Source organism: Kribbella catacumbae DSM 19601 (assembly GCF_000372465.1).
Taxonomy (GTDB): Bacteria; Actinomycetota; Actinomycetes; order Propionibacteriales; family Kribbellaceae; genus Kribbella; species Kribbella catacumbae.
Window position 1 is genome coordinate 99660 of the sequence record NZ_AQUZ01000024.1, and the last position, 17272, is coordinate 116931.

Below are 17272 nucleotides of genomic sequence, written 5' to 3' on the forward strand. Positions count from 1 at the left end.
CCCACAACCCAACCCCTAACCGTTAACCCCAAAAATCCCGGTTAGCCGATCCTAGCCCCACCCCGGCCCAGACGAACCGCGCGAGATGCACAAAGGCGTGGGGAGGGAGGGGCCCCGGACCGCCGCCACTCACAAACGTCGCCCGACCAGCCCTGGCCAGGCGTGCATGAGCGTGCTGTGGGCTTCGCAGAGCAGGTTTGTGAGTGGCGGCGGTCCGGGCCGCAATTCGCGCTACCCCCGGCGGAGGCGGTGTCGAGGTCCGCCTCGGCCGCGAGTCTCGCTGTCCGCAGGAAGCCGGGACGGGTGCGGGGGAACGGGGGCCGGTAGACTCGTCGGGTTGCCGGGTTCCTGGCTCTGCTCCATCGAAAGAAACGGACTGTTCTCTCGTGTTCGACACGCTTTCTGATCGCCTGTCCGCTGCCTTCAAGAATCTGCGCGGTAAGGGCAAGCTGACCGACGCCGACATCGACGCGACCGCCCGGGAGATCCGGATCGCGTTGCTGGAGGCCGATGTCGCGTTGCCGGTGGTGAAGGACTTCATCGCCGCGGTCAAGGAACGCGCGAGTGGTGCCGACGTGCGCGGCGGGCTGAACCCGGCGCAGCAGGTGATCAAGATCGTGAACGAGGAACTCGTCACGATCCTCGGTGGCGAGACGCGTGAGCTGCGGATGGCCAAGCGGCCGCCGACGGTGATCATGCTCGCGGGTCTGCAGGGTGCCGGTAAGACGACGTTGGCCGGCAAGCTCGCGAAGTGGCTGAAGGAGAGCAAGCACCAGACCCCGATGCTGGTCGCCGCCGACCTGCAGCGGCCGAACGCGGTCACCCAGCTCCAGGTGGTCGGCGAGCGAGCCGGGGTACCGGTCTTCGCGCCGGAGCCCGGCAACGGTGTCGGCGACCCCGTCGACGTCGCCCGGCAGGCGATGGACGAGGCGCGGACCAAGCAGTACAGCGTGGTCATCGTCGACACGGCCGGCCGGCTGGGCGTCGACGAGGAGCTGATGAAACAGGCCGCGGACATCCGCGACGCGGTCACCCCGGACGAGATCCTGTTCGTCGTCGACGCGATGATCGGCCAGGACGCGGTGAACACCGCGCAGGCCTTCCTGGACGGCGTCGGCTTCGACGGCGTGGTGCTGTCCAAGCTCGACGGTGACGCCCGTGGTGGTGCCGCGCTGTCGATCGCCAAGGTCACCGGCCGGCAGGTGATGTTCGCCTCGAACGGCGAGAAGCTCGAGGACTTCGACGTCTTCCACCCCGACCGGATGGCTTCGCGCATCCTCGGCATGGGCGACGTGATGAGCCTGATCGAGAAGGCGGAGCAGTCGTTCGACGCCGAGGATGCGGCCAAGACCGCCGCCAAGCTGCAAAAGAAGGGTGGCAAGGAGTTCACCCTGGACGACTTCCTCGCCCAGATGCAGTCGGTCCGCAAGATGGGCCCGCTGACCAAGATCTTCGGCATGCTGCCCGGCGCGGCCCAGTTCAAGGACCAGCTGGAGAACTTCGACGAGCGCGAGATCGACCGGATCGAGGCGGTCATCCACTCGATGACGCCGGCCGAGCGCACCGATCCGAACATCATCAACGGCTCCCGCCGGCTCCGGATCGCGAACGGTTCGGGGACCGAGGTGGCCACCGTCAGCGGGCTCGTGGAGCGCTTCTTCGAGGCGCGCAAGATGATGTCCGCGATGGCTTCGGGCAAGGGGATGCCGGGGATGCCCGGGATGCCTGGAATGCCGGGCATGGGTGGCGGGAAGAAGGCCAAGCAGCAGGCGAAGAAGAGCAAGCCCAAGCGCGGCTCGGGCAACCCGGCCAAGCGGGCGAACCAGGGCACGAGCGAGCCGGCCGCACCTTCGCCGGGTCAACTTCCGGCCGCCTTCGGTGGTGGGGGCGCCGGTGGGGACTTCGAGCTGCCGGAGGACCTGAAGAAGATGCTCGGCGACAAGTGACTCAGCGGCCGCAAAGCGCTGGATCAACGCTCTGTAGTCGGTAGCACTCAATAACACGGAGCTGGTGCAGGGCGCAAGTCCTCCATCGGGCAAGAACAACGGCCCGCTGGGAGACGTTGCCCGAACCTGGCCGGCGGTTAAGATCGTCACAACGCCCGAAGCATGCAGGTACCGCGAAACGTTGTGGGGACGGTTCGGATGAGGCAGCAGTTCAGGAACCTGGACACGTGGCGAGGCAAGCTGACCGCCGTCTGGGTCTGCGTTGCGCCGCCGACGGCCATGGTTGTCGTGTTCGTGGCCGGTGGGGTCACCTCGAACACATTCATCGTCGATGCCCATGCCCTGAGCCAGCCGCGCCAGGACTCGGTCTTCGACGACCTGGCCGACGACCTCCCGTCCGGCCCCGGCGTCGACGGTAGCGTCGCCACCGAGCAGAAGTCCCAGATCGCGGTACCGGTCACCGGAGCTCTCGACAGCACCCAGCAGCCCGGGACCGGGATCATCGGCGACGCCTCGGGCATCGCGGGCACCGTACTGGCGGCGTACCAGAAGGCAGCGAACGACCTGGCCCTGGCGCAGCCCAACTGTGGGATCACCTGGCCGCTGCTGGCCGGGATCGGCAAGGTCGAGTCCGCTCACGCGAGCGGCGGCCGGGTCGACCAGGCCGGCCTGACCCGCGGCAAGATCCTCGGTCCGGTGCTCGACGGCGGTCCGGGGATGGCGGCGATCTCCGACACCGACCAGGGTGTGTACGACGGCGACACCAAGTGGGATCGGGCGGTCGGCCCGATGCAGTTCATCCCGGGTACCTGGAAGTCCTTCGGCGCCGACGGCAACGGTGACGGCGTCAAGGACCCGCACAACATCTTCGACGCGGCCCGTGCGGCCGGCGACTACCTCTGCTCCGGCGGCGCGAACCTCAAGGACCCGCAGGGCCTCGTCCAGGCCGTACTGCGGTACAACCACTCGATGGACTACGTGTCCACCGTGCTGCGCTGGATGCAGACGTACAGCAAGACGACCGTGACCATTCCGGACTCGACCGACCCGATCAGCCCGCCGTCCGACGACACCGGGAACGTCCAGGACGACCCGACGACGCCGCCTGCGACGACGCCGACCACGCCTGTGCCGACGACGCCTGTGCCGACCACGCCTGTGCCGACCACGCCTGTGCCCACCACGCCGACGCCGCCGAAGACGCCGCTGACCACGCCGCCGACGAGTCCGCCGACGAGCCGGCCGACGACGGTGCCGACGAAGCCGACACCGACACCTACACCGACGCCGACCCCCACGCCGACTCCGACGCCGACCCCTACACCGACGCCGACCCCCACACCGACGCCAACCCCGACGCCGACCTCGACGCCGACCCCGACGCCCACCCCGACCCCGACGCCGTGCCTCCCGAACGAGACGCCGCCGCCGACCGACCCGCCGGTGCCGAACCCGACCTGCACGGTGCCGCCCACGCCGACCCCCGCCCCGGAGAACACGACGCCGACCCCGGCGAGCACTCCGGTGGCCTCGGAATCCACCCCGGCCTGAGGCCTGACAGGCCCGAAATCGGGCCCTGAACGTTAAGATTTTCCATCTCCGGCCGGTTCGGCGGAGTAGCGCGGAAGCGCTCGCTGAGCGTAGTACGGGACCGTTCGGCGCAGTTTCGGGACCGTTGGGCTATCGGCTCAGGTAACTTTCCGTCGCTCATCGGTAACTTTATGGCGCATCGGTCGTTGGGGGAACTATGCGCCTAACCCGTAGTGGAAACCGTCGGGTCAAAATAATCATCGCTTCGCTGTGCACGGCCCCCCTCCTGGTGGGAGCCATCGTCACAGTCGCCTCGGGTGGAGCCGGTGCCTCCGGCCAGCTCGCGGCGGACAGTCCGGTCGCCCCTTCGCCTGGAGCCGGACTGAACAGCGGTGAATTCGACGAACTGACCATGATCGTCCCGCAGCGTCCTGGAGTGGACGGCCGGATCGGATCTGACAAACCCGCCCGGGCCGACGTGCCCGTGCAGGGTGCGACCGACGGCCGGTCCGTAGTCCGGCCGGGACGACCCGGTGCCGTCAACGGCATCCCTCGTGGGGTCTTCCCCGCCTATCGCCGTGCCACCGCGAATCTCGCCGTGGTCCGCCCCAACTGTGGGCTCACCTGGCCGCTGCTGGCCGGGATCGGCAAGGTCGAGTCCGATCACGCCGCCGGTGGCAAGGTCGACGTGGCCGGCACCACCCGGGGCAAGCTCCTCGGCCCGGTGCTGAACGGCCGGAGCGGCACCAGCCGGATCAAGGACTCCGACAAGGGCCGGTACGACGCCGACCTGGTCTGGGACCGCGCGGTCGGCCCGATGCAGATCATCCCGGGCGTCTGGAACGAGTTCGGCGCCGACGGCAACGGTGACGGCTACCGCAACCCGAACAACGTGTACGACGCGGTCACCACGGTCGCTGTCTACCTGTGTTCCGAGGGTGACGACCTGAAGCGCCCGCGCGACCTGGTCGCCTCCCTGCTGCGGTACCAGCACTCCAAGGACTTCGTCGCGACCGTACTGCGCTGGATGCGCGTCTACAGCAAGAGCGCCGTCCTGGTGCCGAACGCGACCGGCAAGCTGGCCACGCCGAAGTCGACCGGCAACGTCGAGACCAAGGTCGACCCGCGCGACGTACCGGACGTGCCGGACGACCCGGCCACGGTGGCGCCGACCGCGAAGCCGACCGTCCCGGGCACGACCACCAAGCCGTCGATCCCGGACCCGATCGACGTGCCGACCACCCGGCCGACACGTCCGACCCACACGCCGACCGGCAAGCCGACCCAGACGCCGACACCCACGCCGACGCCGACCCCCACGCCGACGCCGACCGTGACCCCGACCCCGAGCGAGACCCCGTCCGGCTCGCCCTGCGCCGCCGAGACAAACCCCACTCCCTGCACCCAGGGCAGCGGCTCGCACGGCTGATGCAGTTCCGGTTACGGTCGGCGGTATGACCGAAACCGGTGTACTACGGCTCGCCGGCACGGTTCTGCCGGCCGGTGAGCAGCAGGAGCTCTACCTCAGTGGCGGGCTGGTCGTCGACCGGCCCGCCAGAGCTGACGTCACCACCGTCAGCACGGGCGGCTGGATCGTGCCCGGCCTGGTGGACGCGCACTGCCACATCGGCCTGGATCAGCACGGCGCTGTCGACCGGGATGTCCAGGAGCAGCAGGCGATCGCTGACCGCGACGCCGGAGCGCTGCTGGTCCGCGACGCCGGCTCTGCCGCCGACACTCGCTGGATCGACCAGCGGGACGACCTGCCGAAGATCATCCGGGCGGGCAGGCACATCGCGCGCTCCAAGCGCTACATCCGCAACTACGGCTGGGAGATCGAGCCGGACGAACTGGTCGCGTACGTCGAACAGGAGGCCCGCCGCGGCGACGGCTGGGTCAAGCTGGTGGGGGACTGGATCGATCGCGACGCCGGCGACCTGACGCCCTGCTGGCCACTAGAGGCACTGACCGCCGCCATCACTAGGGCCCACGAACTCGGCGCCCGGGTCACCGCGCACGTCTTCGGCGAACATGCCCTGCCCGACCTACTGGCCGCCGGCATCGACTGCATCGAGCACGGCACCGGCCTGCTGCCGGACATGCTCGACCAGATGGCCGCACACGGCGTCGCAGTCGTCCCGACCATCATCCAGCTCGAGAACTTCCCCCAGTACGCCGACCAGGCGGCCGCCAAGTTCCCCGTGTACGCCGACCACATGCGCGACCTCTACACCGGCCGGCTCGACACGCTGCGCTCCGCCTTCGAGGCCGGAGTACCGGTGTATGCGGGGACGGATGCGGGCGGTGTGCTCGGGCACGGCCTGGTCGCCGAGGAGATCCAGGCGCTCACCAGCATCGGCATGACCGGCGAACAGGCCCTGGCCGCCGGCTCCTGGGCCGCCCGCGACTGGCTAGGCGCCCCCGCCGACCTCGCCCCGGGCAACCCAGCCGATCTGGTCGTCTACGCAGAGGACCCACGGGCCAATCCGGCCGTCCTCACCCATCCCGAGTTCATCGTCCTCCGCGGCCGTGTCTACAAGCCCTGATCCGGCACTCCTGCACGGCGTGAAGGACTGTTGCCGCGCCGTGGCAATAATCCTTCACGCGGTGCAAGGACTTAGCGGACTGGGCAGAGTCGATTGCATCGCTTGCCGGCTAGGTCGGGAACCGCGCGGCGCAGTACCGCCAGCACCTGTACGGCTGCTTCACACGCGCGGGCGTCGACGTCGTTCCAGCCGTAGCGGAGTGTCGCTTCGGCGCGAAGGGTGGCGCGGTTGTCGCGGGCAAGGTCCCTCCATCGTCGGTCTGGCCGTAGATGGAATCGTCCGTCCAGTTCGACGATCAGGCCGAAACCCTCGTAGGCGACATCTGTGAACTCGCCGTCGACGCCGCGTTGCCGCGTGCCGGCCGGAAGTCCGTCGCGGCGCTCGACGTTGCGCAAGTAGCGGAGTTCCAGCAGCGAGTGCGATCCTGCCGCAGAATCGTCCAGGACCGGGCGCAGCGCCCGCCGGTTGCGCAGTCCCACTCGTTCCGCGAGCGCGGCGGCGATCGCGGCCGCACTGATCCGGCCGCTTTGGCAAGCCTCGGCGATGATTGCTCCGGCGTCGTCGACCGATGCCGAGATGTCGACGATGTCCAGGACGGAATGGACACCCGCGCTGCGCGGTGGGATCACCTTGTCCAACCGGGCGTTCCAGTGTTTGGTACGGCGAATGACGAGGCCGGGTTGAGCCGCGACCACCCGGTACGACGGGATGGTCAGATAGACGGGTCGCCGTTCATCGATCCGGATGAGACCGAGTTGCTCGGCTGCCGTGTAGTGGCTCCAACTCGCCTCGGGGCCGGCGTAGAGCAGAGCCGCGAGAATGCGCGCGTCGTACCCGATCGGACCGGTATGGGTCGCGTAGACGCCCGGATGGACGGTCTGCCAGTTGCGGCGGCGAAGTCGACGGCGGATCTCGGTCTGGGACCAGCCCGCGGCTAGTAACTGGGGACGCGAGACGATCCGGTCCTGGTCGTGGATCAGAACGTCGAGGCCCTCGGCATCGAGTTCGTCCTGCCACCAGGTCATCTGACCAGCTTGATCGAAATCGGCGGCGCGCGTCGGCAGGCCTGTGGACAAAGTTGAACCTGGCCGCGGTGCGGGGCGACAAGCCTTGACCCTGCGAACTGGCAGGATTCGCGGCGAATCAACTGAGTAGTTGAACAAATTCGGGGTGTTACGGGAAATAATCACGTAACTACTGGTCGGGGCGGAAGTTTTTGCCCTACCGTGAGTCGCACCCGCCGACGCCCCTCGGTGGGACGGACGTCGCGGGAGGCGCGGCGGACGTCGCAAGGGAAGGAACAACCCCGATGGGTAAGACCGCCCGAGTGCCCAGACTGACCGCGCTGCTCGCCGCAGCCGCCGCCGGAGCGATCGCCTTGAGCGGCGCTCTCCCCGGCAACGCCGCGCCAGCGCCCGAAACGACCAACCCGGCCGTGCCAGGTGACCTGGCCAAGGCCTTCGAGACCGCCGCCGCCAAGTACGACGTACCGCATGAGGTGCTCGTCAGCCTCGGCTACGCCGAATCCCATCTCGACGGCCATGACGGCCAGCCCAGCCAGAGCAACGGCTACGGCCTGATGCACCTGGTCAGCAACCCGCACAACCCGACGATGTCCGAGGCAGCCAAGCTGACCGGCCTGCCGGTCGAGAAGCTCGCCAAGGACTCGACCGCCAACATCGCCGGCGCCGCCGCCGTCCTCGACTCGTACGCAGACGAGGCCGGACTGAGCGGTCAGGCTCGCAAGGACCTGGCCAAGTGGTACCCGGTGATCGCGAAGTACTCGCACTCCGCCGATGCCCCGACCGGCCGGCTCTACACCGACGAGGTCTACCGGATCATCGGTGCGGGCGTCGGTACCGCAGGCGTCCGCACGGAACCCAAGCGGGTCACTCCTGACCGTGGCGCCTACGCCAAGGTGGCTCCGCTCGGCACCCGCACGCCGGCCTCCATCCAAGCGGTCGACTACCCGGGCGCGATCTGGAACGCGGCCAGCACCAGCAACTACCGAGTCGGCCGGACCGCCGCGATCAGCACCATCGTCATCCACGTGACGCAGGGCTCGTACGCCGGCACGATCAGCTGGTTCAAGAACCCGTCGTCCCAGGTCAGCGCGCACTATGTACTCCGGTCCAGCGACGGCCAGGTGACTCAGATGGTGGCCGAGAAGGACACCGCCTGGCACGTCCGCAGCGCCAACCCGTACACGATCGGCCTCGAGCACGAGGGCTTCGTGGACAACCCGTCCTGGTTCACCGACGCGATGTACCGCTCGTCGGCCGCGGTGACCAAGAACATCGCCGAGCGGCGAGGCATCCCGAAGGACCGGGCCCACATCAAGGGCCATAACGAGATGCCGAACAACGACCACACCGATCCGGGTCCGCACTGGAACTGGACCTACTACATGTCGCTCGTCAACGGCGGCACGAACCCGCCGACGTACAACTTCACCACGTACGGCAGCGGCGTCCGCGTTCGCTCGGCACCGAAGCTGACCGCCTCGATCATCACCGAACTCCCCGGCCCGACCCAGGTCTTCGTCACCTGCCAGGTGCAGGGCGACATGGTCACCGCCGAGGGCACCAGCAACAACTGGTGGGCCAAGCTCCGCGACCAGGGCGGCTACATGACCAACATCTACATCCAGGACCCGAACCCGAAGCTCCCCGGCGTCCCAGTCTGTCCCTAGCACCAGCGGGTCCGGGGCCGCAGTCCTCGGACCCGCTTCGTCTTACCAGCGCTCGAGACCTCCACTAGCTCGATACGATCTAGTGGAGGCCCGGGTGAAGAGTAGAGCCTGCTGTACCGACCAGCGCCGCCCTGTTGCTTCAGGATCGATGCTGACGACAACGGAGAGGTTCCTGCGATGCTCACGAAGATCCTGCGCCGAGGGTGGCCGGCCTGTAAGTACCTGATCGTGCGGTTCTTCATGGGGGTCTCGCTGCTGGCGGTGATGCCCATCATCTTGCTGTTCGGCTGGGCGAGCCCCAACATCACCTCGACCCTGGTGCGGCTGGCCAACCGGGAGCAGCAGGAGGCGTCGAAGTACCTCGGCCTGCCGGAGCAGCCGGCGCTGCCGTCGGCGGCTCCGCGGCGGGCGGGCAACGTCGTCGCGCTGTTCCGGGACAAGGCCTTCCGTCGCAGCGTCCAGGTCCTGCTGATGCCGATCGTGATGATCCCCGAGCTCTTCGTGGCGGTGCTCGCCCTGGCGGCGGTGCCCTCAGCGCTCGCCAGCATGGTGCTGTGGCCGCTCGATCCCGGCAACTTCAACCTGGTCGCCGTTCCGATCGACAGCTGGTGGAAGTCGCTGCTCTTCGGTCCGCTCCAGATCCTGCTCGGCCTCGGCCTCCTCGGCTGGGCTGCTCCTGCAGTGGCTGGAACTCATGCACGAGCCGTACGTCGCCAGCTTGCTCCGAGCGCGGCCGAGCTGGAGACCGCCCGCCTGGCCGAGCGAGTGGAAGAGCTGACTCGGACAAGGGCCGGCGCGGTCGACTCCCACGGCGCCGAGCTGCGCCGGATCGAGCGGGACCTCCACGACGGTACCCAGGCCCAGCTGGTCTCCCTGGCGATGCGGATCGGCATTGCCAAGCAGGCGATGGCCGAGGACCCGGAGAAGGCGGCCAAGATCCTCGACGACGCCAGGGACGGTGCAGAGCAGGCAATGACCGAGCTGCGCGGCGTACTGCGAACCATGTACCCGCCGATCCTCGCTGACCGTGGACTGGCCGGTGCTGTCTCCGCCCTGTGCGCCCGCAGCCCGATCCCGGTAGAGCTCCGAGTCGGCGAGCTTGGCGCAGTGCCGGCCTCGGTGGAGGCTGCTGCGTACTTCGTAGTCGCCGAATCCCTCACCAACATCACCAAGCACTCGGCGGCCGGCCACGTCGACGTACGGCTGGAGCGGCGAGGTCCGGAGCTCTACCTGGCCATCACGGACGACGGCATCGGTGGCGCCCGGGTCAACGAACATGCGGACTCGCTGGGCCGGGGGAGCGGCCTGCATGGCATGGTGCACCGGGTGGAAGCGATCGACGGTCAGATGGAACTGCAGAGCCCGATCGGTGGGCCGACGACGGTCGAGGTGATCCTTCCGTGCGAGTAGTGATCCTCGAGGACAACCCGATCCTCGCCGAGGGACTCGGCCTGCTCCTGGGCAACTCCGGGTTCGAGGTGGCCGCCGTCGCTGGTGACGCGGCCGAGTTCGCCAAGGCGGTGGCGGAGCACAACCCGGACATCGCAGTGGTCGACGTGCGGCTGCCACCCACCTACACCGACGAGGGGCTACGCGCCGCGATCGAGGCCCGCCGGGTGCGGCCGGGCTTCCCGGTGCTGGTCTTCTCGCAGTACGTCGAGGAGGTGTACGCCGCCGAGCTTCTTGCGGCCGGGAGCGAGGGGGTCGGCTACCTGCTCAAGGATCGCGTCTCCCGGGTGGACGAGTTCATGGAGGCCGTACGCCGGGTGGCGGCCGGCGGCACCGTCCTGGACCCCGAGGTCGTCAGCCAGTTGATGGTGAAGCGCAGCGACCCACTGGATCGCCTGACGCCCAGGGAACGCGAGGTGCTCGCCCTGATGGCCGAGGGCCTGGGCAACCTGTCGATCGCTCAGAAACTGGTGATCAGCGAGGGCGCCGTCCACAAGCACGTCGGCAACGTGTTCCTCAAGCTCGACCTGCCGCCGACCGATTCCGGCCACCGCCGTGTGCTCGCCGTGCTGGCTCACCTCGGTCTCTGACCGTTTCCGGACGCCGCTGGGCGGGGATAGCGGTTACCCGCTGACAACGTCGGCCACCAGCCCTTGACGACCTGTGCTCAGCACGCCACTCTCAGTCCAGAGAGCGCTCTCACCGCACCGAACCGCCCCTAGGTGAGGAGAGTCCAATGAAGCTGATAGCTGCCGCCGTGCTCGTCGCGAGCGCGGTAGCCGTCCCGACCCAGGCCGTGGCCGCAGCGCCCGACCACCAAGCAGCGCCCGTCCAGCAAGCAGGGCCCGACCAGCAACTCGCAGTACCGCAGCAGGCGACCGCCATGCAGACGGACCTTGGCCTGACCGAGCAGCAGGTCAAGGAACGCCTCAAGGCCGAGTCTGCTGCTTCCAAGCTCGTCCCGATCGCCCAGCGCGCTGCCGGAGCTGCCTTCGGCGGTGTCTGGTACGACGCCGCCCGGGAACGGCTGGTCGTCGGTGTGACCAACCCGGCCGCTGCGGCCGCAGTACGGGCTACTGGCGCCGAGGCGGCCGTAGTACCGGCGACTGCGAAGCAGCTTGATCAGCGCAAGGCTGCTGTCGACAAGCTGGCTGGGAAGGCTGTGCCGGCCGCAGTGAGTGGCTGGACCGCCGACCCTCGTACAGGCAGCGTTGTCGTGAATGTCCAAGCAGGTAAGCGTTCCCAGGCCGTCGACGCCTTCGTAGCCAAGGTCTCCAAGGCCGGAGCGGTCACGGTCCGAGAGGTGGCCACCCAGGCGCCACGGACCTTCGCCGCCGGCACTGTCGGGGGAGACCCTTACTACACCGGCAACGTCCGCTGCTCGATCGGCTTCTCCGTGCACGGCGGGTACGTCACGGCCGGCCACTGCTCGGGCGCAGGCGCCAGGACGCGAGGCTGGGACGGTTCGGCTCAAGGAGTCTTCCGTGGCTCGTCCTTCCCCGGCAATGACTACGCCTGGGTCCAGATCGACAGTGGCTGGTGGACAGTGCCCGTAGTGCTCGGCTGGGGCCAGACCAGCGACCGGCTCGTCCGCGGCTCGTGGGAAGCCCCAGTCGGTACGTCGGTCTGCCGCAGCGGGTCGACCACCCACTGGCACTGCGGCACGATCCTGGCCAAGAACGAGACCGTGAACTACGGCAACGGCCGGCTGTTCTACGGCGCCACCAAGACCAACGTGTGCGCTGAGGGCGGCGACTCGGGTGGTTCCTTCATCACCGGCGACCAGGCGCAGGGCGTGACGTCCGGCGGCTGGGGCAACTGCAGCAGCGGTGGCGAGACGTGGTTCCAGCCGGTCAACGAGATCCTGGGCGCCTATGGGCTGACCCTGCACACCGCGTAGAAGAAGGCCGGGTCCGCCCCCAGGGCGGGCCCGGCCTTTCGTCTGGTCAGGTCAACAGACAGGTACGCCTGGCAGGAACGCGTTCGGGTCGTCGATGTAGATGTTGGTCATGTAGCCGGCCGGACTGGCCAGCTTGGCCCACCAGTTGTTGGTGTAGCCCTCAGCTGTCACGGTGTCTCCTTGCTTCTGGCAAAGGACTCGGACCGAGGTGGGGCCGCCCAGCGTGGCGACGGTCGCTGCGCTCAGGTACGCATCGGCGCGGACTCGCACGCCGGAACCCCAAGTCATGAAGGGCTTGCCAGGCTGACTGCCGCAGCCGTTGTCGCTGGTCAGGAAGTACTGGTTGTACGAGCCCGGGTAGGCGAGCCCGGAGCCGTTGATGACGATGTTCTGGCCGACACCGTTGTACAGCTGCTCGTAGTGGATGTGCGGACCACTGGAGTTGCCGGTACTCCCCGTCGTCCCGATCTGCTGGCCCTGGCCGACTTGCGCGCCGTTGGCAACGGAGTACGTACCGAGATGGAAGTAGTAGGTCTTCCAGCCGCCACCGTGGTCGATGGCGATGTAGTTGCCGGCGCCACTGGGCTGCGAGTACCGGTACGCCGTACCGCCGGCTGAAGCCAGTACTGGCGTTCCGTTGGTGGTTCCGTCGGTGCGGATGAAGTCGAGAGCCCGGCGGACCTCGGCCGAGTGGTGGCTGTACGTCCAGCGCTGACCACAGGGGTACGGGGCCTTGAAGTTCGGTGCGGCCTGGGCCTCGGTCGGTACCGCCACCAAAGTGGCGGCACCGACCAGCAGGGATGCCAGGACTGCGAGCAATCGTCGGAAGGGCACAGTGATCAGTCCTTTGGGGCGACCGGCCACGGATCGTGAGATCCGTGGCGCTTGGAGTGATGTGCACTTCAAGCTAGCGCAGCATTCGTGACTTAGGAACTGATCAGCCCAGTGAAGCGTTAATGATTAACCTGTGGTCGAAAGGTGTCAGGCCGGGGTGTTCTCGTCCGGGACCGCCTCGAGCGTCGGCGGCTTGCCGTTGCTGGACAGCGACTCGATCAGCTGCTTGGCCAGCGCGAAGCCGGAGCCGCCCATCGTGATGGTCTTCACCAGGGTGTCCTCGATGCCCTGGGCACCGTTCAGGACGACCATGTTGCCGACCTTCTCGAACGAGCTCGCCGCGGCGCGGACGATCTCCGGGTAGGCCTCGGCCAACTGCTGCGCGACGACCGCATCGGTGTTGGTGGCCAGCGCCTCGGCGCGGGCCTTGATACCGGCCGCCTCGGCCATCGCCTTCGCCTGCACGGCGAGCGCCTCGGCCTTACCGTTCAGCTCGGTCGCCTTCGCCTGCGCCTCACCGCGCAGGGTGACCTCGCGAGCGTTCGCCTCGGCAGAGGCGATCTGTGCGTCGCGGGCGGCGTTGGCCAGCGTGCGCTGCTTGTACGCCTCGGCGTCGGCCGGCTTGAGCACACTCGACTCGAGCTGCTTCTCGGCCAGGTCGGCGTTCAGCTTCGCCGTCTCGGTCTCGGCCACGACAACCTGCTGGCGAGCCAGCGCCTCGGCCAGCGGACCGGACTGCGACGCCTTCGAGTTCGCCTGATCGACCTCGGCCTGGTACCCGGCCTGGGCGATCGAGCTCTGCCGTACTGCGGCTGCCTTCGCGGCGTTGGCGACCTGCTCGCGCTCGGTGGCTTCCCGGTCCCGCTCGGCCTGCGCGATCCGGGCAGCGGCCTCGACGGCGGCGGCCTGCGGGCGGCCCAGGTTCTTGATGTAGCCGGACTCGTCGTCGATCTCCTGGATCTGCAGCGAGTCGACCACCAGGCCGAGCTTCTCCATGTCGCCGGCCAGCGAGCCGCGGATGTTGGTAGTCAGCGTCTCCCGGTCGTGCAGCATCTCCTCGACCGTGGTCGAACCGACGATCGCGCGCAGGTGACCCGCGAACAGTTCGTGGATCGTGTTCATCACCTGCTCGTCGCTCTGCTCCAGGAAGCGCCGCGCCGCGTTCGCGATCGAGCCGTAGTCGTCACCGACCTTGTACGCCGTGACGCCCTTGATGTGCAGCGGGATTCCCTGGCTCGAGACGCAGGTGACGGTCAGCGGCGTGGCCCGGATGTCGAGCGGCAGCCGGCGGACCGTCTGGAAGCCGGGCAGCACGGCGGTGCCGCGGCCGACGACGATCTTGAAGCCGAGCGTCTCGTTGATCTGCTCCGTACTCGAGTGCGCGCCGAGACCGGAGATGATCAGCGCCTCGTTCGGCTCCGCCACCCGCCAGACCATCCGGAACAGGAGCAGGAGGACCACCAGCGCGATGGCGCCGGCGATCAGGTAGGTCCAGAACATTTCCCCTCCAGGACTGCGTGGAATTTCAAATGACGAGAAAGTTTCAGATGGCGCGGGCGACGTAGACCGTGCGCGGTGGGTCGAACTCGACCACCACCACCGGAGTACCGACCTCGATCACCTCGTCGGCCGCGGGGTAAGCGTAGAAGGCCTCGGTGGCACCACGGACCGGCAGCATCACCTCGCCGACGATTCCCGGTGCGATCCGGCCGATCACGCGTCCTCGCTTGCCAACCATGACGCCCCTCCGACGTTCGTCCTGCCCCACTGGGTTCCCGAAGCTTAGTTGCCTCCTGCGTCACGCCTTGTGGTCGAGTCGCGCCGAGCGCATGGTGGAGGTGTCGGACCGGGGGGGTGGGGGAGGGGCGATGGGAGCTGAGATACGAGTCGGGGTCATCGAGGAAGGGGCCGACGAGGCCCGGCTGGAGGAGCTGGCGTTGTTGTTGCGCCAGGAACTTCTGACCCTCGACGTCCGATCGGTCGAGCCTGTCCGCGAGGGAGACGCGCCGCCGGGGACGCGGGGTGGTCTGGCAGCGATCGCGGGTCTGCTGAGTGTCTCGCTCGCGCCTGGCCTGCAGGTCGTCGGCGCGGTTGTCGCCGTCGTACGGGACTGGCTGCGCCGATCCGGTGGTGGGCACACGGTCAAGATCGCGATCGACGGCGACACGATCGAGCTGACCGGGGCGAGCGACGAGATCCAGCAGCGGCTCGTGGACGCGTGGGTGCGCAAGCATTCGGGGATGGGCGGATGAGATGGACGGATCTCGGGTCGCGCTGGTCATAGCCAACGAGGTGTACGCCGATCCGGGGCTGAGCCGCTTGCTGGCGCCGGCGCGGGATGCGGTGGCGCTGGCGGAGGTACTGGGCGACCCGGCCGTCGGCGGCTTCGACGTACGGGTCCTGCAGAACGAGTCGGCGCAGACGATCCGGTACGCCGTCGAGGACTTCTTCTCGGATCGATCTCCGGAAGACCTGCTGTTGCTGCATTTCTCGTGCCATGGGTTGAAGAACGCTGCCGGTGAACTGTTCCTGGCCGTCGCGGACACCAAGCCGACGCGGCTCGCGTCGACGGCCGTGGCCGCGGACTTCGTCAATCGGCAGATGGCAGACAGCCGCGCGCAGCGGATCGCGCTGTTCCTCGATTGTTGCTACGGCGGTGCTTTTCCGCGCGGGCTGGTAGTCCGCGCGGCGGGGGAGGCGCAGGTGCGGGATGCCTTCGCGGGGCAGGACGGGGTCGGCGGTGGGCGCGGGCGGGTGGTGGTGACGGCGTCGAGCGCGATGGAGTACGCCTTCGAGGGCGGGAGGTTGGCATCCGGTACGTCGAAGCCGTCCGTGTTCACCAGTGCGGTGGTGGACGGCCTGACGTCCGGCGATGCCGACAAGGACGGCGATGGCTGGGTGGGTCTCACCGAACTCGTCGGCTACGTCACCGACCGGGTCCACCGGGTGACCCCGAACCAGAACCCACAGATGTGGACCTTCGGCTCACAGGGCGAACTGCTGATCGCCCGCAGCCGAGTCCGCCGGATCACCCCGGCGGCACTCGCACCCGAACTCCTCGAAGCAATGGGAAGCCCACTGTCGGCAAGCCGCTTCGGTGTAGTCGACTACCTGCGCGAGCGCTTGCATGATGCGGATCTAGGCCTCGCGTACGCCGCCTGGCAGGCACTCCAGAAGATGGCAGACGACGACAGCCGCAAGGTCTCCGAAGCCGCCCACCGAGCTCTGAAGGAAGCCGTCCCCCAAGCAACCCGCACCGAACTCGACCTAGGCTCAACCCCCCACGCCGAGCTCCACCTCTCCGGCCCACCAATCGCCCAAACCGCCCTTGCCGCACCTGGCGCTCCATGGATCGAGCTGAGCCAACAGGGCCCACTGATCCAAGTCCACGCCACCCCACCAACCCCCGGGCCCCACGAATCCACAATCACCCTCACAGCCCTCACCGGCACCACCACAATTCCAGTAACAGCCAGCGCCCCAACCCCCACACAGACGCAGCCACTGGCGGAGGCCGAGCGCGAGTCGGCACCGGTGGCGGAAGCGCCTGCGCCCGAGCCTGTAGCCGCCCTCCGACCTGCAGTGGCGCCTGCGGCTGCGACTGTCGTGGTTCCGTGGTGGGTGGTTGGGGTGTTGGGGGTTGGGGCATTTCTGCTGGTGCTGGCCAATCTTCCTGGGAGTGTTGATTCGCGCCGGCTCTGGTCGGATGACTCGAACACCGGATGGCGGGTCTACCGGAGTTGGTCCGATCCGGAGATTCTGGCTTCGCTCGCCGGGCTGGCGGCGAGCCTCGTCGCGCGCTGGGCGGGGCGGCGGGTGCTCGTCGCGCTGGGGATCGCGCTGGGGTGTTTCGCCTCCGTCGGGATGGACGGGTTTCTGTTCCTCGCCGGTGGCATGGCCGCGGAGGAGACCACCGCATGGGTCTTCGCGAGCCTGATCGCTCTCGCGCTGACGGTCATCATCCTGGTCACGCTGAAACCAGCGTGCTGGCGACTGTGGCCGGTTCAGTTGCCCGCCGCGGCACTGGTTGTTGCCGGTGGCATCGTGTTGCTGATCGGTACGACCATCGAGCACACCGACGGCGTCTCCTTCGTCACCGTCAGCAAGCTCGTCGTGCTGGAGCCGATCGCCCTCGTCGCCATCGCCTGGCTCGCCTTGGCCGCGACAGAGTCGACAGCCAAGCAGTGGTTGACCGTCACCGCGGTGATCTGCGCAGTGCTCAACATGGTCGGCACGGGGCCGGCACTGACCGAGGGTGCGTCCGTCGGAGACTTCCTCGCCGGCATGGTGGGCAGCGTGCTGGTCGCCGCCGGCGTCGTCATTGCCGCCCGCCGATCACAGACTCTCCCGACGTAGAGCGCGAGCTGTCACACTC

At 68.2% G+C, this 17272-nt stretch carries 14 protein-coding genes; 10 read left to right on the forward strand and 4 right to left on the reverse strand.

Annotated features, from left to right (window positions below; translation table 11 throughout):
- Nucleotides 1-386: 386 nt before the first annotated feature.
- The 4 genes from ffh to A3ES_RS0124125 all read left to right on the forward strand — a co-directional run bounded on the left by ffh (nucleotide 387) and on the right by A3ES_RS0124125 (nucleotide 6022).
- Nucleotides 387-1946, forward strand: coding sequence for a signal recognition particle protein (ffh, locus tag A3ES_RS0124110; RefSeq protein WP_020389412.1), 1560 nt, complete (start codon nucleotides 387-389; stop codon nucleotides 1944-1946).
- Between the two features lie 198 nt (nucleotides 1947-2144).
- Complete coding sequence (locus tag A3ES_RS54230; RefSeq protein ID WP_020389413.1) at nucleotides 2145-3497, forward strand: lytic transglycosylase domain-containing protein; 1353 nt, start codon at nucleotides 2145-2147, stop codon at nucleotides 3495-3497.
- A gap of 268 nt (nucleotides 3498-3765) precedes the next feature.
- The gene (locus A3ES_RS0124120; protein ID WP_020389414.1) at nucleotides 3766-4905 is read left to right on the forward strand and encodes a lytic transglycosylase domain-containing protein; all 1140 of its coding nucleotides are present in this window, start codon (nucleotides 3766-3768) and stop codon (nucleotides 4903-4905) included.
- Between the two features lie 25 nt (nucleotides 4906-4930).
- A complete protein-coding gene (locus A3ES_RS0124125) occupies nucleotides 4931-6022 on the forward strand; it encodes an amidohydrolase family protein (protein ID WP_020389415.1) in 1092 nt (363 codons plus the stop codon).
- A 71-nt stretch (nucleotides 6023-6093) separates the two neighbouring features.
- On the opposite strand, the gene A3ES_RS0124130 is transcribed toward A3ES_RS0124125, so the two are convergent.
- Nucleotides 6094-7047: a hypothetical protein gene (locus A3ES_RS0124130; RefSeq protein ID WP_157630717.1), complete on the reverse strand. Its 954-nt coding sequence runs from the start codon at nucleotides 7045-7047 to the stop codon at nucleotides 6094-6096.
- Between the two features lie 284 nt (nucleotides 7048-7331).
- Between A3ES_RS0124130 and A3ES_RS0124135 the strand changes: the two genes are divergently transcribed.
- The 4 genes from A3ES_RS0124135 to A3ES_RS0124150 all read left to right on the forward strand — a co-directional run bounded on the left by A3ES_RS0124135 (nucleotide 7332) and on the right by A3ES_RS0124150 (nucleotide 12063).
- Nucleotides 7332-8714 carry an N-acetylmuramoyl-L-alanine amidase gene (locus tag A3ES_RS0124135; RefSeq protein ID WP_026163154.1) on the forward strand — a complete coding sequence of 461 codons (1383 nt, stop codon included), beginning with the start codon at nucleotides 7332-7334 and terminating at the stop codon, nucleotides 8712-8714.
- A 177-nt stretch (nucleotides 8715-8891) separates the two neighbouring features.
- Nucleotides 8892-10124, forward strand: a complete 1233-nt coding sequence (locus A3ES_RS0124140) for a sensor histidine kinase (protein ID WP_020389417.1) — start codon at nucleotides 8892-8894, stop codon at nucleotides 10122-10124.
- The gene (locus tag A3ES_RS0124145) at nucleotides 10115-10753 is read left to right on the forward strand and encodes a response regulator (protein WP_026163155.1); all 639 of its coding nucleotides are present in this window, start codon (nucleotides 10115-10117) and stop codon (nucleotides 10751-10753) included. Before A3ES_RS0124140 ends, A3ES_RS0124145 begins: the two co-directional genes overlap by 10 nt.
- A 146-nt stretch (nucleotides 10754-10899) precedes the next feature.
- Nucleotides 10900-12063 carry a S1 family peptidase gene (locus tag A3ES_RS0124150; RefSeq protein ID WP_020389419.1) on the forward strand — a complete coding sequence of 388 codons (1164 nt, stop codon included), beginning with the start codon at nucleotides 10900-10902 and terminating at the stop codon, nucleotides 12061-12063.
- Nucleotides 12064-12114: 51 nt separating this feature from the next.
- Here the strand turns inward: A3ES_RS0124150 and A3ES_RS0124155 are convergent, their stop codons facing one another.
- The 3 genes from A3ES_RS0124155 to A3ES_RS0124165 form a co-directional block, all read right to left on the reverse strand.
- Nucleotides 12115-12897 (reverse strand): M23 family metallopeptidase, encoded by a 783-nt coding sequence (locus A3ES_RS0124155; protein WP_026163156.1) that lies wholly within the window; start codon nucleotides 12895-12897, stop codon nucleotides 12115-12117.
- A gap of 147 nt (nucleotides 12898-13044) precedes the next feature.
- Nucleotides 13045-14397, reverse strand: coding sequence for a flotillin family protein (locus A3ES_RS0124160; RefSeq protein ID WP_020389421.1), 1353 nt, complete (start codon nucleotides 14395-14397; stop codon nucleotides 13045-13047).
- 43 nt (nucleotides 14398-14440) lie between these two features.
- Entirely contained in the window at nucleotides 14441-14635 is a 195-nt protein-coding gene (locus tag A3ES_RS0124165) for a hypothetical protein (protein WP_020389422.1), read from the reverse strand.
- Nucleotides 14636-14765: 130 nt separating this feature from the next.
- Here A3ES_RS0124165 and A3ES_RS0124170 point away from each other — a divergent pair, with 130 nt between their 5' ends.
- Both A3ES_RS0124170 and A3ES_RS51480 read left to right on the forward strand, forming a co-directional pair.
- Nucleotides 14766-15149 (forward strand): effector-associated constant component EACC1, encoded by a 384-nt coding sequence (locus A3ES_RS0124170; protein ID WP_020389423.1) that lies wholly within the window; start codon nucleotides 14766-14768, stop codon nucleotides 15147-15149.
- 1 nt (nucleotide 15150) lies between these two features.
- On the forward strand, nucleotides 15151-17253 hold the full coding sequence (locus tag A3ES_RS51480; RefSeq protein ID WP_020389424.1) for a caspase, EACC1-associated type: 2103 nt from the start codon (nucleotides 15151-15153) through the stop codon (nucleotides 17251-17253).
- Nucleotides 17254-17272: the final 19 nt, after the last annotated feature.